The sequence below is a fragment of the Brachymonas denitrificans genome (genome assembly GCF_907163135.1).
Lineage (GTDB): Bacteria > Pseudomonadota > Gammaproteobacteria > Burkholderiales > Burkholderiaceae_C > Brachymonas > Brachymonas denitrificans_A.
Window position 1 is genome coordinate 851,957 of sequence record NZ_CAJQUA010000001.1, and the last position, 21,812, is coordinate 873,768.

Annotated in this window: 18 protein-coding genes and 1 tRNA gene; 7 read left to right on the forward strand and 12 right to left on the reverse strand. The window is 63.0% G+C overall.

Annotation, left to right across the window (positions count from 1 at the left end; genetic code table 11):
* Position 1: 1 nt before the first annotated feature.
* From KKQ75_RS04040 to KKQ75_RS04050, 3 genes are all read right to left on the reverse strand, one after another.
* A complete protein-coding gene (locus KKQ75_RS04040; RefSeq protein WP_213360499.1) occupies positions 2 to 1,666 on the reverse strand; it encodes a DUF4384 domain-containing protein in 1,665 nt (554 codons plus the stop codon).
* A gap of 70 nt (positions 1,667 to 1,736) precedes the next feature.
* On the reverse strand, positions 1,737 to 2,162 hold the full coding sequence (locus KKQ75_RS04045) for a hypothetical protein (RefSeq protein ID WP_213360500.1): 426 nt from the start codon (positions 2,160 to 2,162) through the stop codon (positions 1,737 to 1,739).
* Between the two features lie 82 nt (positions 2,163 to 2,244).
* Complete coding sequence (locus tag KKQ75_RS04050; RefSeq protein ID WP_213360501.1) at positions 2,245 to 2,670, reverse strand: hypothetical protein; 426 nt, start codon at positions 2,668 to 2,670, stop codon at positions 2,245 to 2,247.
* Positions 2,671 to 3,098: 428 nt separating this feature from the next.
* Between KKQ75_RS04050 and KKQ75_RS04055 the strand changes: the two genes are divergently transcribed.
* The 4 genes from KKQ75_RS04055 to KKQ75_RS04070 all read left to right on the forward strand — a co-directional run bounded on the left by KKQ75_RS04055 (position 3,099) and on the right by KKQ75_RS04070 (position 9,372).
* Positions 3,099 to 3,815, forward strand: a complete 717-nt coding sequence (locus tag KKQ75_RS04055; protein ID WP_213360502.1) for a response regulator transcription factor — start codon at positions 3,099 to 3,101, stop codon at positions 3,813 to 3,815.
* Between the two features lie 60 nt (positions 3,816 to 3,875).
* Positions 3,876 to 8,015, forward strand: coding sequence for an ATP-dependent RNA helicase HrpA (gene hrpA, locus KKQ75_RS04060; protein WP_250130995.1), 4,140 nt, complete (start codon positions 3,876 to 3,878; stop codon positions 8,013 to 8,015).
* A gap of 188 nt (positions 8,016 to 8,203) precedes the next feature.
* The gene (locus KKQ75_RS13030; RefSeq protein ID WP_250130996.1) at positions 8,204 to 8,776 is read left to right on the forward strand and encodes a c-type cytochrome; all 573 of its coding nucleotides are present in this window, start codon (positions 8,204 to 8,206) and stop codon (positions 8,774 to 8,776) included.
* 233 nt (positions 8,777 to 9,009) lie between these two features.
* A complete protein-coding gene (locus tag KKQ75_RS04070) occupies positions 9,010 to 9,372 on the forward strand; it encodes a hypothetical protein (RefSeq protein ID WP_213360503.1) in 363 nt (120 codons plus the stop codon).
* A 3-nt stretch (positions 9,373 to 9,375) separates the two neighbouring features.
* On the opposite strand, the gene KKQ75_RS04075 is transcribed toward KKQ75_RS04070, so the two are convergent.
* The 5 genes from KKQ75_RS04075 to lptF all read right to left on the reverse strand — a co-directional run bounded on the left by KKQ75_RS04075 (position 9,376) and on the right by lptF (position 14,117).
* A complete protein-coding gene (locus KKQ75_RS04075) occupies positions 9,376 to 10,551 on the reverse strand; it encodes a pyridoxal phosphate-dependent aminotransferase (RefSeq protein WP_213360504.1) in 1,176 nt (391 codons plus the stop codon).
* Between the two features lie 60 nt (positions 10,552 to 10,611).
* Positions 10,612 to 11,553 (reverse strand): CysB family HTH-type transcriptional regulator, encoded by a 942-nt coding sequence (locus KKQ75_RS04080; protein ID WP_213360505.1) that lies wholly within the window; start codon positions 11,551 to 11,553, stop codon positions 10,612 to 10,614.
* 156 nt (positions 11,554 to 11,709) lie between these two features.
* Positions 11,710 to 11,786, reverse strand: a tRNA-Pro gene (locus KKQ75_RS04085).
* Positions 11,787 to 11,862: 76 nt separating this feature from the next.
* On the reverse strand, positions 11,863 to 12,969 hold the full coding sequence (gene lptG / locus KKQ75_RS04090; RefSeq protein ID WP_213360507.1) for an LPS export ABC transporter permease LptG: 1,107 nt from the start codon (positions 12,967 to 12,969) through the stop codon (positions 11,863 to 11,865).
* A complete protein-coding gene (gene lptF, locus KKQ75_RS04095) occupies positions 12,966 to 14,117 on the reverse strand; it encodes an LPS export ABC transporter permease LptF (RefSeq protein WP_213360509.1) in 1,152 nt (383 codons plus the stop codon). The genes lptG and lptF overlap by 4 nt, the downstream gene beginning before the upstream one ends.
* Before the next feature lie 40 nt (positions 14,118 to 14,157).
* Here lptF and KKQ75_RS04100 point away from each other — a divergent pair, with 40 nt between their 5' ends.
* The 3 genes from KKQ75_RS04100 to KKQ75_RS04110 all read left to right on the forward strand — a co-directional run bounded on the left by KKQ75_RS04100 (position 14,158) and on the right by KKQ75_RS04110 (position 17,592).
* A complete protein-coding gene (locus tag KKQ75_RS04100; RefSeq protein WP_213360511.1) occupies positions 14,158 to 15,759 on the forward strand; it encodes a leucyl aminopeptidase in 1,602 nt (533 codons plus the stop codon).
* Positions 15,760 to 15,772: 13 nt separating this feature from the next.
* Complete coding sequence (locus tag KKQ75_RS04105; protein WP_213360512.1) at positions 15,773 to 16,216, forward strand: DNA polymerase III subunit chi; 444 nt, start codon at positions 15,773 to 15,775, stop codon at positions 16,214 to 16,216.
* A gap of 167 nt (positions 16,217 to 16,383) precedes the next feature.
* A complete protein-coding gene (locus tag KKQ75_RS04110; RefSeq protein ID WP_213360513.1) occupies positions 16,384 to 17,592 on the forward strand; it encodes a branched-chain amino acid ABC transporter substrate-binding protein in 1,209 nt (402 codons plus the stop codon).
* Positions 17,593 to 17,709: 117 nt separating this feature from the next.
* On the opposite strand, the gene KKQ75_RS04115 is transcribed toward KKQ75_RS04110, so the two are convergent.
* The 4 genes from KKQ75_RS04115 to prmB all read right to left on the reverse strand — a co-directional run bounded on the left by KKQ75_RS04115 (position 17,710) and on the right by prmB (position 21,687).
* Positions 17,710 to 18,303, reverse strand: a complete 594-nt coding sequence (locus KKQ75_RS04115; protein ID WP_213360514.1) for a hypothetical protein — start codon at positions 18,301 to 18,303, stop codon at positions 17,710 to 17,712.
* A 67-nt stretch (positions 18,304 to 18,370) separates the two neighbouring features.
* Positions 18,371 to 18,619 (reverse strand): GlsB/YeaQ/YmgE family stress response membrane protein, encoded by a 249-nt coding sequence (locus tag KKQ75_RS04120; RefSeq protein ID WP_250130997.1) that lies wholly within the window; start codon positions 18,617 to 18,619, stop codon positions 18,371 to 18,373.
* 93 nt (positions 18,620 to 18,712) lie between these two features.
* A complete protein-coding gene (abc-f, locus tag KKQ75_RS04125; protein ID WP_213360515.1) occupies positions 18,713 to 20,800 on the reverse strand; it encodes a ribosomal protection-like ABC-F family protein in 2,088 nt (695 codons plus the stop codon).
* Positions 20,797 to 21,687: a 50S ribosomal protein L3 N(5)-glutamine methyltransferase gene (gene prmB, locus KKQ75_RS04130; protein WP_213360516.1), complete on the reverse strand. Its 891-nt coding sequence runs from the start codon at positions 21,685 to 21,687 to the stop codon at positions 20,797 to 20,799. Before prmB ends, abc-f begins: the two co-directional genes overlap by 4 nt.
* Positions 21,688 to 21,812: the final 125 nt, after the last annotated feature.

Consider the following 21,812-nt stretch of genomic DNA (forward strand, 5'->3'; position numbering starts at 1 on the left):
ATCAAGGCTTGGGCAGGACTTGCCACTTCAGCGTCCTGGATGCGACTGCCTCTTTGCCGAATGCCTGCTCGAATTGCTGGCGCACGCCTTCGACGCCGCTGGCGCCTTGGACCAGCGTCAGGGCGGGAACCTGGTAGGGCGCCGGCAGCTTCTTCATGGGATCTTCGCTGGTGGCCAGGCAGATCGCAGATTCAGTGCCAGGGGCGCCCGTATCCAGTACGAACGGCGGATTGGGCGACATCCAGTCGGGAATGCGGATGGTCTGGTTGGCCGATACCAAGGACGCAGGATTCGACATGTTGGGAAGCAGGCGAATTACGTTCCCCTGCGGGCTGGCGTGGTAGCACGAAAGGTGCGAGGCCCGAGACAGGCGTACCGACAAGAATAGCGGGGTGCCGGAATAGAACTGTGTCTTGTCAATGACCGGGTTTTCGATCTGCAAGTCGATTTTCAGGGGGGCGGAAGCTTCTGGGAGAGGACTGCCGGCATCACGTTTGTCAGCCTTGGTGTTTTGCCACCCGATGCGCTCGAAGTTGCCATCCCCATCCAGCTTCACGAAGTTGCGCAGGACGCGGTCATAAGTGGTGTAGTCGATGATGCCATTGACCACAATACCCTGATCTGCCTGAAACCTAGCGACTGCGTCGCGCAGAATGGGGCTATTGGCGAGCAGCAGGGCCTCGCTACGGGGAAGATAGCCCTGGGCGATGAGGGAGCGCTGTATCAGTCGCTGGCGCGTCAGTGGATCGCTGGATTCATACCATTCGCGCAGCTGTCGCTGGAAGGCAGGGTGGGTTTGTTCCAGTGTCAGGCATTGCCAGTAGGGCACGCGCGCCCATTTGCCTGTCAGTTCGATCATGGCCAGTTCGACCAGGGTACGTACTGCGGCGCCTGTACCCAGCGCATAGTCGCGACCGACATTGAAATCCCATCCATACTTGCCGATCCGACCGGAAAGATCCAGGCCTTGTCCGCCGTTTCCAATGATGACTTCATTCGCGGAGTCGAGTCCGGGAATAATGGTGCGGGATTTGAAATCTCCCAGGTGCAATTCCAGGCCCACCACGGTGGCACTGCGATTGGAACCCATGCCGCTTTCAAAGCGGGTGGCCGAAGTGCCCAGCTGCATGCGGTTGTTGATGACGTTCTGGTCGACAAAGGACATTGCGCCCGACACGTACAGTGCCGGTCGTTGCAACTGCATCTGGTTGTTGTTCAGCAGGATGGTGGTCAGGTTCTGGACGGTGTCTTGGCGTGCTATGTCCACCTCGAAGTCCACATAGCGGAAGGCATTGCTCAGGCGCGACATCTGCGACAGCGCAGTGATGATCATTTCCTTGGTGGCGACGGGCACTCGCGTGGAGTAGTCGGGGATAGACTTGCTGCTGATCAGGGTCGTGGGGACCCGCGCCTCCTGGAACAGCTTGTCCATGCACATTAGCGAGTCGGAGAAGCTCGAAATTGACCGGACCGGGCGGGTGACCGGTCGGGATGACATGCTGGCGTAGGACTGGAACTCGGCATCCCGTGCCGGATTGATGGGCAGGCTGCAGCCTGTGGCGAGCAGTGTCGTCAGTGCAGGAACAAGAAAACGCCGGAAGGACGGGCGCGTGCCAGCCAGGCACGGCAAATGGGAAGAAATTGCTTTCTGGATCTGAATCGGCATGACTGACTTTCGGGGCTGTGCGTGACTATCCTGGATGTTGCTCTGCAACCGGCATCGCAGCGTGAACAGCTTAGTTGCAAATGTTGATGACATCCCCGCGCAGGACGACGATCTGGTCTCCCTTGCCCTTGGTTGCGCCAGGCACTCCCGGCGTGGTGGCAAAGGTATTGCTTGCAACTTCCTGTACGCAGGTGCGCTGGAGGGCGTTGCCGGAGCTTCTGGAAATCACGTCTTTCTCGGTATAGATCGTGCCGTCGCCAGACATCTGGGACTTGGCCTTGGCCTGGTAGCGCGCCACTTTTGCGCGTAACGACGCAGGCATGCCATCCGTCTTTTCAAGCGGGCTGGACTTCTGCACGGAATAGTTGGGCAGTTTCAGATACTGCACGGGCCGGCTCAGAGTAATTGTGTCCTCCCAGGGCCCTGCGAGCAGGGGGCTGGTGGCGGAGCCGGCGACGAGCAGGACGGCAATCAGCGGAATGCGTTTGAAGAACATGCCGATCTCCTGGTGGTGATAATGACCAGGATGCAGCTGCCTGTCATCTAGTTAGGCAGCTGCACCACGGAGGGCCGGACGCTTACGGAGCGGGAGCGTAGTTGTTGGCCAGGTTCTGCACGGCTTCGGTCATGAAGCCGAGTGATTCGTTGGCGATGTTGCTGCCATTGGCATAAACGACCTGCAGTTGCGGAGCGTCAACGGTCACGTTGCCGTCGTTGGTGGCCAGGTTCTGCTTCGCAGTGCTCAGGAAGCCGCTGGCTTCGTTGCTCAGGCTGGAATCGTTGGCAATTGTCAGCTGAATGGACGGGCTGTTGATTTCAACGCCAGCCGTGTTGGTGGAGACGTTCTGCTGTGCCTTGACCATGAAGCCAGCAGCCTTGTTGGTGATGGAAGACTGGATGGCAGCGACGCCCTGGATGGAGGGGGCGTTGATCTGCACTTCACCCGGAGCTGCGAAAGCAGCGGTAGTGGCGAAAGCAGCGGCAATGATTGCGAGGCGTTTCATGTTGGTTTCTCCAAGGATTGTTGATGGATACGGCTGCCAGGAGGGGCCTGCCAGCCGGACGGGCTGCCGGTGTTTGCGTTGTGTTACACCGTTTGCTCGACGACTGCAGTTTGTTTCGTCTGCCAGGCTTTGGAAATCGCCAGATCTGGGTACCCATCCTTCCGGGCTACCGTTCGCAAATGAAACACAAGCCTTTGATTTATATGGATAAACACAAATGAATAAATACAAAAGTGCACATGTAACTTAATGTAAGATTCATGTTTATTTGAAAAAATACAAGAAAACCCAAAAAGTTAACGGTGTTTCCCGCTAGAAAAGTTGGTAACAATCTTGATAAATTTCGGAGCATGTGTAAAGCATCAAGAAATTTCGCCCGTTGACGAAAATTTTGTGTGACGGTTTTGTTACTTTTGTGGTATTTTCTCATGCGACGCTATGTTGGCAGGATAGATCGTCCGATTCAGGTCGTTTTGGTGGAAGGTAATACACACGCCCAGCGTGTGATTGCTGGCGAGTTGCAGAAAGATCCGCGGATCGATTTGCGTGCCATAGCCAGTTCCCTGCAGGATGTGAAGCGCATACTGGCTCAGCAGGAGTTCGATGTGATGCTGCTCGATTTGCAGCTCCAGAGCGGACAATGTCTTGATGTCATCGATCAGGTCAAGCAATGTATGCCGCTGGTGGAGGTGGTTGCCACCTCCATCGATGACGATGAAGCACTGGCCATGCTAGCGTTCGAAAAAGGCGCCACCGGGTATCTGGTCAAGAGTTCTTGGTTCGTCAGCTATGGCGATGCCATTCTCGAAGTGGTCCACGGTGGGGCTCCCGTGACGGCCAGCATCACCCGCCGCCTTTTGCCACGGTTGCGCAATGGGGCGGGAGCCCGGGGCGCACGTCTCGATGGCAGGGCTTCGCAAGGAGAGGAGTGTCTTACCCTCCGCGAGCAGGAGGTGTTGCAGATGGTGGCGAAAGGCCATACCAGTGCTGAAGTGGCGACGGAGTTGGGCATCAGCGTGCAGACGGCGAACGCACACCTGAAGAATATCTATCGCAAGCTGCAGGTTCGCTCGCGTGCGCAGGCGGTCAGCAAGGCGATTGCCCTCGGCCTTCTGCTGCAAGCCAGGGGTGCAACAGGAGCGTGATCAAGGATAATCACGCTTTTCCCTATTCGCTGGCGGGCTTGCGGCCGCCAGGCATCCATTTTGCTGATTGAATTCCCCGAAAACCTGCCGGTATCTTCCCGGCGCGACGAGATCATGACAGCGGTGCGCGAGCACCAGGTCGTCATCGTCTGCGGCGAGACCGGCTCGGGCAAGACCACCCAATTGCCCAAGATTGCGCTGGCGCTGGGCCGCGGCGCCATACATGCGCGCGCAGGCGAAAAACCGCGCCTGATCGGCCACACCCAGCCGCGCCGGATCGCCGCCAGCAGCGTGGCCAAGCGCATTGCCGAAGAGCTCAACACGCCGCTGGGCGAGGTGGTCGGCTACAAGGTCCGTTTCCAGGACCGGCTGCAGAAGGGCGCTTCCGTCAAGCTGATGACGGATGGCATCCTGCTGGCCGAAACGCAGAGCGACCCGCTGCTCAAGGCCTATGACACCCTCATCATCGACGAGGCGCATGAACGCAGCCTGAACATCGACTTCCTGCTCGGCTACCTCAAGGAAATCCTGCCGCGCCGGCCGGACCTGAAGGTCATCGTCACCTCGGCCACCATCGACGCCGACCGTTTTGCCCAGCACTTTGCCTCGCGCAAGGGGCCGGCGCCAGTGCTGATGGTGTCCGGACGCCTGTATCCGGTCGAGACGCGCTATCGCCCCTTCGAGGAAAGCAAGGATACCGACCTGAACACGGCCATAGCCGATGCGGTGGACGAGCTCTGGCGTTCCCCAGGAGATAGCGGCGACATCCTGGTGTTCCTGCCCGGCGAACGCGAAATCCGCGAAGCGGCCGACCATCTGCGCAAGCACCTGAGCCACAGCCCGGTGTTGCGCAACACCGAAGTGCTGCCGCTGTTTGCACGCCTGAGCCAAGCCGAGCAGGACCGCGTGTTCGACAGCCACGGCGGCCGCCGCATCGTGCTGGCCACCAACGTGGCCGAAACCTCGCTCACGGTGCCGGGCATCCGCTACGTGATTGACAGTGGCACGGCGCGCGTCAAGCGTTACAGCTACCGCAACAAGGTGGAGCAACTGCTGGTCGAATCCGTCAGCCAGGCCGCGGCCAACCAGCGTGCCGGTCGCTGCGGCCGTGTCGCCAACGGCATCTGCATCCGCCTGTATGACGAGAAGGATTTCAACAGCCGCCCGCGCTTTACCGATCCCGAAATCCTGCGCTCCTCACTGGCGGGCGTGATCCTGCGCATGCAATCGCTGCATCTGGGCGATGTGGAGCGCTTTCCCTTCCTGGAGGCGCCGCGCCCCAAGGCAATCGCCGATGGCTACCAGTTGCTGAAAGAGCTGGGTGCGGTCGATGCTGCCAACCAGCTGACCGACGTGGGGCGCGCACTGGCACGCCTGCCGCTGGATCCGCGCATCGGGCGCATCCTGCTGGAAGCCAATGCGCGCGGCGCGCTGGACGAAGCGCTGGTGATTGCCTCGGCGCTGAGCGTGCAGGACGTGCGCGACCGTCCGCTGGAACAGCAGACCCAAGCCGACCAGGCGCAGGCCAAGTTCGACGACGAGAAAAGCGAATTCGTCAGCACGCTCAAGCTGTGGCAATGGCTGCATGAGGCGCGGGGTGGTTCCCCTTCGCTGCCTTCAGCGCGTGCGCAACAATTGGCGCTGTCCCGCAAGGGCGCCTCGCAGGCGGTGCTGCCGGTGGCGCAACGCCTGGTGGCTGCCGGGCAGGTGACACAGGCACTGGAAGGCCAGGGCCATCGAGGCCAGACGGGCACACCGCAAGGCCCCACTGGCAAGCGGGAAACAGCGCAGGCCGGGCGTGTTCAGCCAGCCGGTGCCGCAAGTGCATCCGCAGCTGCGCCTACCCACAGGCTCAGCAACCGCCAGTACGAGTCCCTGCTGCGCCAGAATTTCATCAACGTGCGCCGCGTGCGCGAATGGCGCGACATCCACAGCCAGCTGCTGACAGTGGCCGGCGAACAGGGCTGGAAGCACAACGTGGCCCCCGCCAGCTATGCCCAGCTGCACCAGAGCATGCTGGCCGGCCTGCTGGGCAACGTGGGCTTCAAGAGCGAGGATGAAGACTGGTACCTGGGTGCGCGCGGCATCAAGTTCTGGCGCCATCCTGGTGCCCACCTGCGCAAGAAGCCGGGGCGCTGGATTGCCTGCGCGGAACTGGTCGAAACCACGCGCCTGTTCGGTCGCGGCATCGCCAACATCGAGCCGCAATGGCTGGAAGAGGTCGGCGCACATCTGCTGCGCAAACAGTTGCTGGACCCGCATTGGGAAAAGAAGGCCGGCAAGGTGGTGGCGCTGGAACGTGCCACGCTCTACGGCATCGTGGTCTACAACAACCGGCGCGTCGATTACGACCGTATTGATCCCGTTAGCGCGCGCGAGATCTTCATCCGCCAGGCGCTGGTCGGGGATGACTGGGAATCCTCCCTGCCGTTCCTGGCAGCCAACCGCAAGATGGTGCGACAGGTCGAGGAGCTGGAGCACAAGTCGCGTCGCCAGGACGTGCTGGTCGACGACGAGCTGATCTATGCCTTCTACGACGCGCAGATTCCGGCAGACGTCACCAACGCCCACCAGCTCGAAAAATGGTTCCGCAGCGCGAGCCGCGGCAACCCGAAGCTGCTGCAGATCAGCAAGGAAGAGCTGATGCGGCACGAGGCGGCCGGCATCACCACAGAGCTGTTTCCGCGCACCATTCGCCTGGGTGGCGTGGACTGCCGCGCCACCTATCTGCACGAGCCGGGCGATGCGCGCGACGGCGTGACGGTGGAATTGCCGCTGTTCGCCCTCAACCAGGTCAGTGAGGACCGCGCCGAATGGCTGGTGCCCGGCATGCTCAAGGACAAGATCCAGGCCCTGCTCAAGAGCCTGCCGCAGCGTCCGCGCAGCCGTTTCGTGCCGCTGCCGGAAAGTGCCACGCGGCTGGCCGCCCAACTGCAGGATGAGCCCGGCTTTGCCCACGGCAGCCTGCTGGATGCCTTGCTCAAGGCCGTGCGCGACCACACCAGCCTGGACGTGAAGCGCAACGATTTCAAGCTGGACATGCTGCCGGCACACCTGTTCATGAACCTGCGCGTGACGGACGAGCACGGCCGCCAGCTGGGCATGGGACGCAATCTCGGTGCGCTCAAGGCGGAGCTGGGCAGCCAGGCGCGCGGGGCTTTCCAGGCGCTGGCCGTGCTGCGGCAGGAATTGCGCAGCACGTCGGGTGGCACGAGCGAGACAGGTGATTCCGGCAAGCGCCCGCAGGCGCCGGATAAGGCGGACTCCCGCAAGGCGCCGCTGGAAACCGCAGCGGGGAAGGCATCCAGAGGGCAGGACTCAGGCGCTTCCATGGCCAGCAATCTGGCCGAAGACCAGCGCTACACCGCCTGGACCTTCGGCGAACTGCCCGAAATCATGGAAATGCGCCGCGGCCGCCAGACGCTGATCGGCTTTCCCGCCCTGATCGACCAGGGCAACGCCGTGAGCATCGAGGTATTCGACGAACCGGAAGTGGCAGCCGCACGTCACCGCAGCGGCCTGCGCCGGCTGTTTGCCCTGCAGGTCAGGGACGCACTCAAGTATCTGGAAAAGAACTTGCCGGATTTCCAGAAAATGGCCGCCGCCTATATGCCGCTGGGAACGGCAGAGGAACTGCGTCAGCAGATCCTGGACGTGGCCATGGATCGCGCCTTTCTCGCTGATCCGCTTCCCTCCGATTCCGAGGCGTTTGCCAGGCGCGTGGAAGAGGGCAGGAGCCGCCTCAGTCTGATCGCGCAGGAAGTGGCACGACAGACGGGCGTGGTGCTGGCCGAATTCGCCGTCGCCACGCGCAAGATCAAGGACACGAAGATCCAGCCCGATGCCGTGGCAGACGCCACGCAGCAGTTGCAGCGTCTGTGCAGCAAACGCTTCCTGGCAGAAACCCCCTGGTCGCAACTGCAGCACCTGCCGCGCTACCTCAAGGCCATCACCCTGCGACTGGACAAGCTGCGCACCGATCCTGCCCGCGATGCGCAGAAAATGGCCGAACACAAGCCGCTGGAGCAGCGCTACTGGCGCTTGCTGGCCGAGCGCAAGGGCCAGACGGATGCGCGCATGCAGGAGTTCCGCTGGCTGCTGGAGGAGTTGCGCGTCAGCTTCTTTGCGCAGGAACTGCGCACTCCCCAGCCTGTGAGCGTAAAACGACTGGAGAAGGCGTGGCAGCAACTCGTGTATTGAGTCAAGTCAAGACTTCGTTGTAAGACTGCACCGTGTAACAGCAAAGCTGACAATAAACTCACAAATCGGCGTTGTCTGACACACAATGGAACTGGTGTCCGTTAAAGTGGCACTGGTCGGCAGCGCTTGCCCAGCAGTTTGCGGAAAGTGCCTGACTCTGATTTTCCAATGAACCGAAGGAACAACTCATGAACGTTCAACGCTCTCTGCTCGTCCTGACCCTGGCTGCCGCTGCAGCCCTGACCGCTTGTGGCAAGAAGGAAGACACGGCTGCCGCCAGCCAGGCTGCCTCCGCTGCCGACATGGCCGCTTCTGCCGCTGACATGGCTGGCTCTGCGGCCGTGACCGCCGCTTCCGCTGCAGTTGACACCGCCGCCTCTGCAATGGATAGTGCCGCTTCCGCCGTCGATAACGCTGCGTCCGCTACGGCCGCTGCTGCCGCCTCCGCCGTGAACGCCGCTTCCGCTGCCGTGACCGGTGCTGCTGCAGGTGCCGCTGCCGGCCTCGACCTGGCCAAGGGCGAAGCCCTGTACAAGTCCACCTGCCAGGCCTGCCATGCTGCTGGCGTTGCCGGCGCTCCCAAGCTGGACGACAAGGCCGACTGGGCTCCCCGTATTGCCCAGGGCGAAGAAACACTGTTCAAGCACTCCATCGAGGGCTTCACCGGCCAGAAGGGCGTGATGCCTCCCAAGGGTGGCTCCACCGCTCCTGACGAGGACGTGAAAGCTGCCGTGATGTACATGGTCAGCCACGCCAAGTAATCACGCCATCCGCGTCGCACAAGGCCGCCCGCTCAGTCGGGGCGGCCTTTGTTTTTGGTGCCAACCATGCAACGATCCGTTGCCCGATTACATTCCGTTGCAGACAGCGTTGCCACATCCGGCGCAGTTCCATTACAGTCTGCCTTGTCGGGATGTCATGAAATTGTCAGCTTCCGACGACTCTGCGCTTGGACTCCCGCGCAGCCATTCATCCCATCGATTCGAGGACCATCATGAAATTCCAACGCACGCTGCTTGTTGCCTCCCTGGTTGCCGCCATGTCCGTGGTGGCTTGCGGAAAGAAGGAAGAAACTCCCAAGGATGAGCGCGCTGCCGCCCAGGCCAGCGCTGCGGTGGATCAGGCTGCTTCGGCTGCCGAGATGGCCGGCAAGGCCGCTGCCACGGCAGCCTCTGCCGCTGCGGAAAAGGCCGCTGCTGCTGCCGATCGTGCCAAGGCTGCGGTGCAGGAGGCCACGGCCGAAGGCAAGGCTGCCGCCAAGCAGGCAACGGAAGAAGGCAAGGCAGCTGCCAATGCGGCCCTGGAGAAGGCCGAAGCCGCGGCCAAGCGTGCCCAGGACGCAGCCGCCAGCAAGTAAGCCTTACAGGCTGGCAAGGCGCTGCAGCGCCAGTGCCAGCGTTTCATCCCGCTTGGCAAAGCAGAAGCGGATGATTTTCTGCTCGAAGCCTTCGGCGTAGAAGGCCGAGAGCGGAATCGCGGCAACACCCACCTCCCGCGTCAGCCACTGGCAGAACTCGCCTTCTGGCAGGTCGCGCTCGGTCACGGCGAGGGCGTCATAGCGCACGCACTGGAAATAGGTGCCGGTGCAGGGCAGCAGTTGCAGGCGGGTGTGGCGCAGCCCTTCGGCAAACAGGTCGCGCTTGCGCTGGTAGAAGGCGGGCAGTTGCAGGTAGGGCTGCGGATCACGCATGTACTGTGCCAGCCCGTGCTGCATCGGCGTGTTGACGGTGAACACGTTGAACTGGTGGATCTTGCGAAACTCGGCCATCAGCGCCGGGGGCGCCGCCACATAGCCCACCTTCCAGCCCGTCACATGGAAGGTCTTGCCGAAGCTGCTCACGATCATGCTGCGTGCTGCCAGGGCCGGGTAGCGCGCCACGCTGCAGTGCGGAGCGCCATCGAACACCATGTGCTCGTACACCTCGTCGCTGATCACGATCACCTCGGTGCCGTCCAGCAGGTCCTGCAGCCGCAGCATGTCGGCCTCGCTCCACACCGTGCCGGAAGGGTTGTGCGGGGTGTTGATCATGATGGCGCGTGTGCGCGGCGTGATTGCCGCGGCAATGCGGTCGAAATCCGGGCGAAAGCTGCCGGGCCTGAGCGGCACACGCACCGGGATGCCGCCGGCCATGGCAATGCCGGGCAGGTAGCTGTCATAGCAGGGTTCCAGCACGATCACCTCGTCACCGGGCTGCACCACGGCGAGCAGGCAGGTCAGCAGTGCCTGCGTGGCGCCGGCCGTCACCGTGATGCCGGCATCGGCATCGTAGCGCTGCCCGTAGAGGAGGCTGATCTTGTCCGCTATGGCCTGACGCAACGCCGGCACGCCGGGCATGGGCGGATACTGGTTGTGCCCCGCCAGCATGGCCTGGTGCACCTCGTCGACCAGCGCCGGGTCGCACGGAAAATCCGGAAAACCCTGTCCGAGGTTGACCGCTTCATGCTGCTGGGCCAGCGCAGACATGACGGAGAAAATCGTGGTGCCTACCGCTGGCAGGCGCGAGGAAATGGCGGGGGTGTGCAGGGCGGCGCTCATGGAGTCTCCGGAACCGCGCCGGCGTGACGGCGGCGCGGGGGGCAGGTGGGGCGGGTGTGCTTACAGCTCGTAGTCGTCGAACTGGCCGGTCATGGCCTTCATCACGAGCTGGCGCGGCAGGCGGTCACTCAGGTACTCGGCAAACTCGTACACGTAGTTGCGCAGGTATACGCCGCGCTTGAAGGCCACGCGCGTGACGTTGCTGCCGAACAGATGCCCCAGCGGGCGGTACACCAGTCCCGGTTTGGGATCATGCGTCATCGCCATTTCGGCCACGATGCCGACGCCCAGTCCGTGCGTCACGTAAGTGCTGATCACATCCGAATCGATGGCTTCCAGCACCACTTCCGGCGTCAGGCGACGCTGCGCAAAGGCCTGGTCGATACGGGTGCGTCCGGTGAACGAGGGATGGTAGGTGATGAGCGGCTGCTGGGCCAGCATCTCCAGCGTGATGCGCTCTTCGTGCGCCAGCGGATGCGCTTCGGGCACGACCAGCACGTGCTGCCAGTTGTAGCAGGGCAGGGTGACCAGGTCCGCGTAGTCGGCCAGCGACTCGGTCGCAATGCCGATTTCGGCGGATTCTTCCTGCAGCATGCGCGCCACCTGCTCGGGCGTGCCCTGATGCAGGCTCACCTGGACCTTGGGATAGCGCTGGCGCAACTGGGCCACGCGCAGCGGCAGCACGTAGCGGGCCTGCGTATGGGTGGCGGCAATGCTCAGGCGCCCGCTGTCCTGCGTGCTGAACTGCTCGCCGATGCGCTTGAGGTTGGCCACTTCGCGCTGGATGATCTCGATGCTGGCCAGGATGTGCTGGCCGGGCTCCGTCACATGCTTCAGGCGCTTGCCGTGGCGCGCAAAGATATCCACGCCCAGTTCCTCCTCCAGCTCGATGATGGCCTTGGACACCCCGGGCTGCGAGGTGAACAGCGCCTTGGCGGTTTCCGTGAGGTTGAGATTGCGGCGGACCGCTTCCTGGACAAAGCGGAATTGATGGAGGTTCATGGTGCCCGATGAAGAAAAGGACCGGCTGCGGTCGTTATGGGCGATATTGTATAAGAGGAATGAGTCTTATGCTTTGCATGCATGTGGTATGGCCGCAATGCCTGTCATGCAAAAAGAAAAAGGGTTGCAACATTGCGCTGCAACCCTTTTCATGGATGGTCGGAGTAAAAGGATTCGAACCTTCGACCTTCTCGTCCCGAACGAGACGCGCTACCAGGCTGCGCCATACTCCGAAGACATCGATTATAGCCTCGGTTTTTGGTGATTTTCAAGGCCTGCGAAATTTTTCCGGGCAAATCTGCGACGGTACTAGCGCTTCAGCACCAGCCAGACAAATGCACCCAGCGAGATCAGCGTATAGATCACGCTGGGTATCGCTGCCGCCACCCACGGCACCCAGCCATTGAGGTTGCCGATGTAGCCGAACACGTTGTTGAGCAGGAAGAAGCTGATGCCGATCACCACGCCGCCAAATACCGCCGTGGTGATGTTGCCCGAGCGGAAATGCAGGTAGGCAAAGGGCAGGGCCAGGATCACCATTACCAGGCAACTCAGCGGGTAGAACACCTTGCGCCAGAACTGGATTTCGTAGTTCTGTGCCGACTGGTTGTTGCTCTTGAGGTGCGAAACGTACTGGTACAGCTCCAGTGCCGACATGCGGTCCGGTTCGAGCAGGGCCGACGCCACCATGCTCTGTGCGATTTCCGTCGTCATGTGCATGGTTGGCAACTGTTCGCGCTTGATGCGGTATTGCTCTTCGGCCGCTCCCGTCAGCACGGTGTGCTGCACATTCTGCAGATGCCAGCTGCCGTCCTTGCCGAAGGTGCCGGATTCGGCCTTGACGATATCGGACAAGGCACCATCGGCCCCGAAGTTGAACACGCGCACATTGCGCATCTCAGCCTGGGGTGTGAGTTGCTGCACGTTGACGATGCGGTCGCCTCCACCCGCGCTCTCCTTCATCCACGCACCGGTACGCCCGGACGTGAGGTTGCCTTCGAAACGGGCCTTGTAGTTCTGGGCGAACTTCTCTGTGCGCGGCGCGACGTAGTCGCCGACCAGAAAGGTGAGCACGCCAAAAATGGCGCCGATCCACAGCAGGCTGCGCAGGGCGCGTGCAGGGCTCAGGCCGCTGGTGCGCAGAATGGTGAATTCGGAGTTCTGCGCCAGGCTGGCCATCACGAAGATGGTGCCGATCAGCACGGCGATGGGCAGCAGTTCGTACACATGGCCGGGAATCAGCATGCCCACATAGGACAAGGCATTCACGATGGTGTACTGCAGCACCGGATTGCGGCTGGTGTACGAGATGTCGTTGACCGCATCAAAGAAGAAGAACAGCGCCAGAAAGCCGATTGTCACGAACAGAACGGCCAGATAGATCTGGCGGTGGATATAGCCTTGTGCCGTTTTCATGCTGCACTTCCCGTTTCACGCGTGCGGCGACGCTGCCACAGATGGCTGAAAGACCATTGCATGTGGCGCTTCCACAACCACAGCAGCGAGGCCACGAAGACACCACCATGCAGCACCAGCAGCATCATCGGCATGCCGATCTTGCCGGTGGCCACCCAGTTCTTGCCGAAGTTGAGCAGGTTGAAATAGGCGACGAAGAACAGCAGGGCCACGATCAGCCCGCCGCTGCGTCCCGAGCGCGGGTTGACGCGCGAGGACGCCAGCGCCAGCAGCATGAAGTTGATGCCCGCCAGCGCCATACCCAGGCGCCAGCCCAATTCGCCCTGGAAGCGTCCTTCCGGAATGCGGAAAAGGGCCGGAGTGGGGATGATGCGCGGCGAAATGCCGATCAGGGTGGTCGGGTCGTTGAGGTTGACGTCCTTCACCTCCACCGGCTTGCCCCCGATGCGGATGCCGTATTCCTGGAAACGGCTGATGGTCAGTGTCTGGTCATCGTGGATTTCGGTGCTTTGCCCGTTGTTGAGGACGGCAAAGCGCTCGTTGCCCACCATGCGGATATGCCCGTTGCTGGCCGACACCACCACTTCGCTCTTGGGCTGGCGGGCAAAGATGAACAGCTTGCTGGCCTTGTCCGGGGTGCCGCGCTCCTTCATGTCCTTGTTGTCGATGTAGAACACGCGGCTGCCGTCACGCGATTCCTGGAACTGGCCGGGGGCAATGCGCTCGAGGTCGCCGCGGCTCTGGTAGCGGTTGAGCAGCTCCTGCGACTTGGCATTGGCCCAAGGCCAGCCAAACACCGACAGCAGGGCAATCACCACGATGACCGGCGCTGAAAACTGCAGCACCGGCCGCAGGAAGCGGAACAGGCCCTGTCCGGCAGAAAACCAGACATCCATCTCGCTGTCCCGGTACATGCGTGACAGCGTGTAGACAATGCTGATGAACAGGCTGAGCGTGAGGATGGTCGGGAAATAGGCCAGTACGGTAAAGCCCAGCACCAGCGACACCTCGGACGGATCCACCGTACCCTTGTTGGCGAAGTTGAGCGTGCGGATCAGCATCATCGTGAGCACGATGATGAGCAGCACGAACAGCGTCGCGCCAAAGGTGCGGGTCAGTTCGCGGCGTATGGAAGAATCGAATAACATTAGTCCCGCGCTTGCAATCCAAGAACAAACCGACATTATCATGAATTTCCAACTCTCCCCCTCCGACCTGCTGGCTCCGAGCAAGGCTGTGCGCAGTGATGTCTTGCTCGTCCTGCTGCGTGATGGCTACGAAGTGCTGCCGGAGCGCATGGCCGGCCTGCCCGGTACCATTGCCCGCGCCATGCAGTGCGGCCACTGGAGCCCGGCTGCGGGCAAGCGCCTGTCGCTCTACCTGCCCGACGATGCCTTTGCCTCCCGCGTAATCCTGCTCGGGATCGGCCAGGGCAAGCAGCAGGACATCCGCGAGGCACTGTCCAAGGCGGTGAAGGAACTGGTCAGCGAGGACGTGCGTCTGGCCGTGTATTTCGCGCAGGACGCCACGATCGACCAGGTGCGTACTGCCATGCTCGCCGTGGGGGGCGCCGGCTATGTGTACAGCAACACCAAGCCTTCGGCCAAGGGCGGGCTGAAGAAGGTCGTTATCGGCGCGCCGAATGCCAATGACTGCCGTACGGGTTTCGAGGAAGGTCGTGCGCTGCTGGCCGGCATGGGCCTGGCGCGCGAATGGGCCAACCGTCCTGCCAACCATGCCACCCCCACGCTGCTGGGCAAGGTCGCCGAGGAGATTGCCCGTTCCGGCAACGAAGGCCATGGCGACGCACGTTTCAAATGCGAACTGCTGGACGAGGCCAAAGTGCGCAAGCTGGGCATGGGCGCTTTCCTGGCCGTGGCCAAGGGCTCCAGCGAGCCACTGCGCTTCATCGTGCTGCAGTACCACGGCGCTGACCGCAAGCAGGCGCCGCTCGCCTTTGTCGGCAAGGGCATCACCTTCGACAGCGGCGGCATTTCCATCAAGCCGGGCGCCGGCATGGACGAGATGAAGTTCGACATGTCGGGTGCTGCCAGCGTGCTGGGGCTGTTCGAGGCGCTGCGCCACCTGCGTCCGGCCATCAACGTGGTGGGCCTGATTCCCGCCTGCGAGAACATGCCCAGCGGCGAAGCCACCAAGCCGGGCGATGTAATCACCAGCATGAGCGGCCAGACCATCGAGGTGCTCAATACCGACGCCGAAGGGCGCCTGATCCTGTGCGATGCGCTGACCTATGCCGAACGCTTCAAACCGCTGGCGGTGGTGGATATCGCCACGCTGACCGGCAACTGCGTGATGGCGCTGGGCAACCTGCGCTCGGGCCTGTTCAGCCAGCACGATGAGCTGGCGCGCGCCATCGAGCAGGCGGCGGACGAGTCGGCCGACCTGTGCTGGCGCATGCCTATGGACGATGCCTATGGCAAGGGACTGAAATCCAATTTCGCGGATATGGCGAACATCGCAGGGCGTACCGCCGGGGCGATTTCTGCAGCCAAGTTCCTGGAACGCTATACCTCGGCCTATCCCTGGGCGCATCTGGACATTGCCGGCACGGCCTGGGACGAGGGCGCCGCCAAGGGGGCTACCGGCCGCCCGGTGCCCTTGCTGGTGCGGCTGGTGCTGAACCTGGCGAAGACGCCGGTGCAGTTTGCCCTGCCTGCACCCGAGGGGGGCAAGGCGACAGCAAGGGATACCGGCAAGACGGGCAAACCGGCGGCCCGCAAGCCTGCAGCAGCCAAGGGCAAGGGCGCCGCAGCAGGCAAGCGCGGATGATTCAGGCCCTGGCATGACCGAAATCGCCTTCCATTTCAATATTCCCGACCGGGTTGCCTACCTCAGCCGCCTGCTGCGCAAGGCGGTGGGGCGTGCCGATTCCATCGTGGTGGTGGCCGAGCCGGCAACGCTGGACAAGCTCGACCGCAAACTGTGGGAGCTGTCCGCGACCGATTTCATCGGCCACTGGCGCGAAGGGCAGGAAGGAGGTGCGACGGCGGCTGCCATGCAGGAGTGTGCGCGCGTCTGGCTTACGGGCGACGTGGGCAGCTGCGCACGCCATGATGTGCTGGTCAGTCTGATGCCGCAGGTGCCGGCCGGGTTCGAGCAGTTCGCACGGCTGATCGAGGTGGTTTCGCAGGACGAGGCGGACCGTGCCCAGGCGCGCGAGCGCTGGCGCTATTACACCAGCCGTGGCTACCAGATCCAGCGGCATGATGTGCAGGTGAAGGGCTGAGAAAGCCGGGTTCTCGGTGTTTGCCCTAGAACGTGCAAATAGGACGAGTGAACGGTAACTGGCGCATTACAATTTTTTCGCTGTCGTTGAAGGATTTGCAAACAGGCAGACCAGGCGGCGGGAAAGCCCGGCTTTCGAAGACACACCTATATCTGGAGACAAACATCATGCACTATCAGTTGCGTTTCAGCGTTGCGGCCACCCTGGCTGCTGCCGCCTTGCTGGCATCCTGCGGCAAGAAGGAAGAGGCACCCGCCGCTCCGGCCAGCGGAGCCTCCGTATCTGCCGCACCTGCCGCTCCCGCGGCCGGTGGTGACGTGCAGGTGGTGAAGATCGCTTCCGTTGCGCCCATGTCCGGCAGCCAGGCACACTACGGCAAGGACAATGCCAACGGCGTGCTGATGGCCGTGGACGACATGAACCAGAAGGGCATGACCCTGGGCGGCAAGAAGATCCGTTTCGAAGCCGTGGTGGAAGATGACGCTGCCGATCCCAAGCAGGGCACGGCCGTGGCGCAGAAGCTGTGCGACTCCAAGGTGGCAGGCGTGGTTGGCCACCTCAACTCCGGCACCACCATTCCTGCCTCCAAGATCTACAACGACTGCGGCATTCCGATGGTGACGGGCGCCGCCACCAACCCTGCGTTGACCAAGCCCGGCTACAAGACCACCTTCCGCATCATCGCCAACGATGACGCCCTGGGTGCCGCACTGGCCAATGACGCCAAGAAGAACAACCTCAAGCGCGTGGCCGTGATCGACGACCGCACCGCCTATGGCCAGGGCATTGCCGAGGTGTTTGCCAAGGTGGCCAAGGCCAACGGCATCGAGATCGTGAGCACGCAGTTCACCACCGACAAGGCGACCGACTTCATGGCGATCCTGACTGCCACCAAGGCCGAGAAGCCGGACGGCATCTTCTATGGAGGCATGGACGCCCAGGCCGGCCCGATGCTGCGCCAGATGGAGCAGCTCGGCTTGACCACGCAGAAGTTCTTTGGTGGCGACGGCATTTGCACCATGGAACTGGCCAAGCTCTCCGGCGGCGCCAAGCCGCTCCAGAACGTGGTGTGCGCGGTTGGCGGCTCCTCCATCACCAAGATGCCCGGCGGTGAAGAATGGAAGAAGCGCTATGACGCGGCCTACCCTGGCCAGTACCAAGTCTACAGCCCCTACACCTATGACGCTGCCATGCTGATCATGGACGCCATGAAGCGCGCCGACTCCGCCGATCCGGCCGTGTACCTGCCCAAGCTGGCAGAGTCCAACTACAAGGGCGTATCTGCCACCATTACTTTCGAGCCCAGCGGCGAGATGAAGGATCCGGCAGCGACCCTGTTCCACTATCCCAAGGGCGTCAAGGAAGCTATCGAATAAGCAGACCCTGTTCGCAGGAGTGCGGGGCTTGCGGCAGGGCCGCAAGCCTTCGCCCGGATGCTGCTTTCTGAACAAGGCCGGATCATTGCCGATCTGGCCTTTTCGTTTTTTGGGCTGTCAGCCTGCCTTGCGGCGGGCAGCGGGGGCAGAGGCTGGTTGCGAGGCGGCGTCCATGGCGGCCGATGCCGGCTCGGAAGCGGGCTCTGCCGGCGGGGTGGGGACCTCGATCAGCTTGCAGCCGGAAGGCACCTCGGCGTTGCTGGCAATCACTTCCTGCAGCTCGACCACGCCGTCATACTCGACGGCGAAGCCATCTGTGGCCTGGCCCTTGCGGATCACGCGCAACTCGGCGTAGATGGGCTGGTAGGCCTCGTTGGCGCGGTTGGCCTTGTCGAGCGCCATTTCCTCCAGGGGTGCGAGCGCGCTTTCGCTGCCATCCAGCCAGAAGGTCCGGTTGGTGTTGCAGGGAGAGATGGTTTCCACTTCCGGTCCCCAGAAGTAGATGCCCTTGATCACTTCGGATGCGCTGGCCGGCAGCGATGCCGCCGAGGCCGGCAGCACCGCACTCGGGCCGACCAGGCTGGAAGACATGGAGGCCGGGGCGGGCGTTTCCGTCTTCTGGCAGCCGGCAACCAGGGAGAGGCCGGCAAGCAGCAGGGGCAGGGTCAGCAGGGATCGGTGCAAGGGCATGGACGACAGGCGTAAAGGCATGAGAAAGGGGGCTGATGACAGCCCCCCTGCATATTAACCTGCCGTCAAGCCGGCAGCCGGCCCGGCATCACTTTTTGGCGATCATGCCGTAGAGGAACAACAGCACGATGCCGCCCAGGATGGAGGCAATCCAGCCGGCGGCCTCGCCAGGACGGTACAGGCCGAGTGCGGAGCCGGCAAAGTTGGCCACGGCGGAGCCGGCAATGCCCAGCACGGTGGTCATCAGCAGGCCGAGCTTGTCGTCGCCGGGCTTGAGTGCGCGGGCCAGCAGGCCCACGATGAAGCCGACAACGATGATGGAGATGATTTGCATCATGGTGGGGATTCCCTTTGTTGAATGATGAACACTCCTACTGTAGCGGCTTTTTTTGTCGTTCAGATTAAAAATCGCTGAACAGCAGGAACCTTGTCACGCTGTGCCGGCCTCGTAGGCCGTTTCCACGGCTTCCAGTTCGGCGGACACCTCCAGCCAGTTCATTTCTGCTTCCTCCAGCGCGTCGGTGCACTGCTTGAGCTTGCGGCCGGCTTCGGCGATGGCTCCTGGGTCCAACGGTTCGCACAGGCGGGCTTCGAGCGACGCTTTTTCCACGTTGAGCTTGTCCATCTGCTGCTCGAGCTGTTGCTGACGCTTGGCCAGCGGGCGGCGCTGCTCCAGATACTGCTGCCGCTGTGCGGCCTGCAGTTTGCGCTGTTCGGCGCCACTGAGGGCCGGCTTGTCGGTGGGGGCAGCAGCCTGTTTCGCTGCACCGGCGGCTTCGGCCAGGCTTTCGCGCTTCTGGCGGGCCATGTCGAGCAGGTAGCGCTGGTAGTCGTCCAGGTCGCCGTCGAACGGGGCGATGGTGCCGTGGCCGACCAGCCAGAAGTCGTCGCACACGGCGCGCAGCAGGGCACGGTCGTGGCTGACCAGCATCACGGTGCCTTCGAACTCGTTCAGCGCCATGGCCAGCGCCTCGCGCGTGGTCAGGTCGAGGTGGTTGGTCGGTTCGTCCAGCAGTAGCAGGTTGGGGCGCTGCCAGACGATCATGGCCAGCACCAGGCGGGCTTTTTCGCCGCCGCTCATGCTGCCGACGCGCTGCGACACCATGTCGCCGCTGAACTGGAAGCTGCCGAGGAAGTTGCGCAGATCCTGCTCGCGGCCGGCCTGGGCGGCAATGTCGGGGTGCGCCTTGGCCAGGCGGATCATGTGCCCGAGCGGGGTATCGTCGAGCTGCAGTACGTCCAGTTCCTGCTGGGCAAAGTAGCCCAGGCGCAGGCCCTTGCCTTCGGTGATCTGGCCAGCGAGCAGCGGCAGGGCATGCGCGATGGTCTTGACGAAGGTGGATTTGCCCTGGCCGTTGGCACCGAGCACGCCGATGCGCTGGCCGGCCAGGACGGAGCGGTCGACGTTGCGCAGGATGACGGTGTCGCTGGCGCTGATATCGGCCAACGCTTCGCCGGTCTGCAACTGGTGCTCGCGCAGGGTGTGGCTGGTGCTGAAGTCCTCCACATCGCCGGCCTGGGAGGCATCGGGTGCCACATAGTCGGCTCCGCGGTAGCCGAAGCTGGCATTGCGGATGGCGAGCATGGGGTTGGGCAGTTGCGGCGGCTCCTGGAATTCGAAAGTGAAGTCCGCACTGGTGAGCACAGGCGCCAGGCGCTCCATGCGCTCGAGCGCCTTGACGCGGCTTTGCGCCTGCTTGGCCTTGGTGGCCTTGGCCTTGAAGCGGTCGATGAATTTCTGCAGGTGGGCGATCTTTTCCTGCTGGCGCGAATAGGCTGCCTGTTGCAGGGTGATCTGCTGGGCGCGCATTTCCTCGAAAGCGGTGTAGTTGCCGCCGTAGCGGTTCAACTTGGCGTGTTCGATGTGCACGGTCACCTGGGTGACGGCATCGAGGAATTCGCGGTCGTGGCTGATGATGAGCAGGGTGCCGGGGTAGCGCTTGAGCCAGCCTTCCAGCCAGACCAGGGCGTCCAGGTCCAAGTGGTTGGTGGGTTCGTCGAGCAGAAGCAGATCGCTCGGGCACATCAGCGCGCGCGCCAGTTGCAGGCGCATGCGCCAGCCGCCGGAGAAGCTGTTGACGGGCTTGTCCAGCTCGTTCACCTGGAAGCCGAGCCCGAGGATCAGGGTCTGGGCACGCGAGGCGGCATCATGGGCGCCGGCGTCCTGCAGCAGTGTGTGGGCGTGGGCGATGGCCATGCCGTCGCCGCTGGCCTCGGCGGCGGCGAGGGCTTGTTGGGCTTCCTGCAGTCGCGTGTCGCCGCCCAACACGAAGGCGGTGGCGCTTTCGCTGGTTTCGGGCATGTTCTGCGCGACCTGGCCGAGGCGCCAGTGGGCCGGCACCACCACTTCGCCGCTGTCTTCGTGCAGCGTGCCATTGAGCAGGCCGAACAGGCTGGACTTGCCGGCTCCGTTGCGGCCGACCAGCGCCACGCGCTCGCCGGGGTTGAGGGTGACCGAAGCCTTGTCCAGCAGCACCTTGGTGCCGCGCTGCAGGGTGACATCCTGGATGACAATCATGCGGCTTGCTCCAGCAGGGCTTCGCGCGTGAGCAGCAGCACCTGGTCACCACCGGCGCTGGTTTCGAGCCAGAGCGGGTTCAGGTGCGGGAAGGCTGCTTCGAAATGGTCGCGCTCGTGGCCGATTTCCAGCACCAGCACGCCACGCTCGCTCAGGCGTGCAGGGGCGGCAGCCAGCAGCGGGCGGATGAAATCCATGCCGTCTTCGCCGCCGGCCAGGGCCAGATCGGGCTCGGCCTGGAATTCGGGCGGCAGCGCCGCCATGCTGTGCGCGTTGACGTAGGGCGGGTTGCACAGGATCAGGTCGTAGGGGCCGGTGCAGTTGGCCAGGCCGTCACTCTGAAGCAGGCGGATGCGTTGCTGCAGGCCGTGCTTTTCCACGTTGATGGCGGCCACGGCCAGCGCGTCGGTGGAGATATCGGCGGCCTCGACCACCACATCAGGCCACGCCAGGGCCGCCAGCACCGCCAGGCTGCCGTTGCCGGTACACAGGTCCAGCACATGACAGGTTTCGGGGTGCAGAAAAGCATCGATGCTGCCATCGGCCAGGGTCTCGGCGATCAGGCTGCGCGGGATGATGGCGCGTTCGTCCACGTAGAAGGCCACGCCTTGCAGCCAGGCTTCGCGCGTGAGGTAGGCAGCGGGCTGGCGCGTCTGGATGCGGCGGGTGACGAGCTGGTCGACCTGCTGCAGTTGCTCCTGCGTGGGAGTCGGCTGGGCCGGGCCGTCCAGGTCGGTGTCCAGCGGCAGGCCGAGTTGCCACAGCACCAGCCAGGCGGCTTCGTCAAAGGGCGTGGCCGTGCCGTGTCCCAGGGCCACGCCGGCGGCTTCGAGGCGTTCGGCCTGCTGGCGGACCAGCGCATGCAGGGGGGTGAGGGTATCAGTCATGGAGAGGCAGAAAATCTTCTGGCCGCCGGATGTGCGGCCATGGCAATGGGAAGCGCAGTTGCAGCAGCAAGCCTTGTGCGATCGCGTTCATCCCGACAGCGTACACGCTTCTGGCCATGCCGCTG

Coding starts and splice junctions, on each gene's coding strand:
- KKQ75_RS04040 (WP_213360499.1), bottom strand. CDS start 1,666: ATGCCGATTCAGATCCAGAAAGCAATTTCTTCCCATTTGCCGTGCCTG.
- KKQ75_RS04045 (WP_213360500.1), bottom strand. CDS start 2,162: ATGTTCTTCAAACGCATTCCGCTGATTGCCGTCCTGCTCGTCGCCGGC.
- KKQ75_RS04050 (WP_213360501.1), bottom strand. CDS start 2,670: ATGAAACGCCTCGCAATCATTGCCGCTGCTTTCGCCACTACCGCTGCT.
- KKQ75_RS04055 (WP_213360502.1), top strand. CDS start 3,099: ATGCGACGCTATGTTGGCAGGATAGATCGTCCGATTCAGGTCGTTTTG.
- KKQ75_RS13030 (WP_250130996.1), top strand. CDS start 8,204: ATGAACGTTCAACGCTCTCTGCTCGTCCTGACCCTGGCTGCCGCTGCA.
- KKQ75_RS04070 (WP_213360503.1), top strand. CDS start 9,010: ATGAAATTCCAACGCACGCTGCTTGTTGCCTCCCTGGTTGCCGCCATG.
- KKQ75_RS04075 (WP_213360504.1), bottom strand. CDS start 10,551: ATGAGCGCCGCCCTGCACACCCCCGCCATTTCCTCGCGCCTGCCAGCG.
- KKQ75_RS04080 (WP_213360505.1), bottom strand. CDS start 11,553: ATGAACCTCCATCAATTCCGCTTTGTCCAGGAAGCGGTCCGCCGCAAT.
- lptG (WP_213360507.1), bottom strand. CDS start 12,969: ATGAAAACGGCACAAGGCTATATCCACCGCCAGATCTATCTGGCCGTT.
- lptF (WP_213360509.1), bottom strand. CDS start 14,117: ATGTTATTCGATTCTTCCATACGCCGCGAACTGACCCGCACCTTTGGC.
- KKQ75_RS04100 (WP_213360511.1), top strand. CDS start 14,158: ATGAATTTCCAACTCTCCCCCTCCGACCTGCTGGCTCCGAGCAAGGCT.
- KKQ75_RS04105 (WP_213360512.1), top strand. CDS start 15,773: ATGACCGAAATCGCCTTCCATTTCAATATTCCCGACCGGGTTGCCTAC.
- KKQ75_RS04110 (WP_213360513.1), top strand. CDS start 16,384: ATGCACTATCAGTTGCGTTTCAGCGTTGCGGCCACCCTGGCTGCTGCC.
- KKQ75_RS04115 (WP_213360514.1), bottom strand. CDS start 18,303: ATGCCTTTACGCCTGTCGTCCATGCCCTTGCACCGATCCCTGCTGACC.
- KKQ75_RS04120 (WP_250130997.1), bottom strand. CDS start 18,619: ATGATGCAAATCATCTCCATCATCGTTGTCGGCTTCATCGTGGGCCTG.
- abc-f (WP_213360515.1), bottom strand. CDS start 20,800: ATGATTGTCATCCAGGATGTCACCCTGCAGCGCGGCACCAAGGTGCTG.
- prmB (WP_213360516.1), bottom strand. CDS start 21,687: ATGACTGATACCCTCACCCCCCTGCATGCGCTGGTCCGCCAGCAGGCC.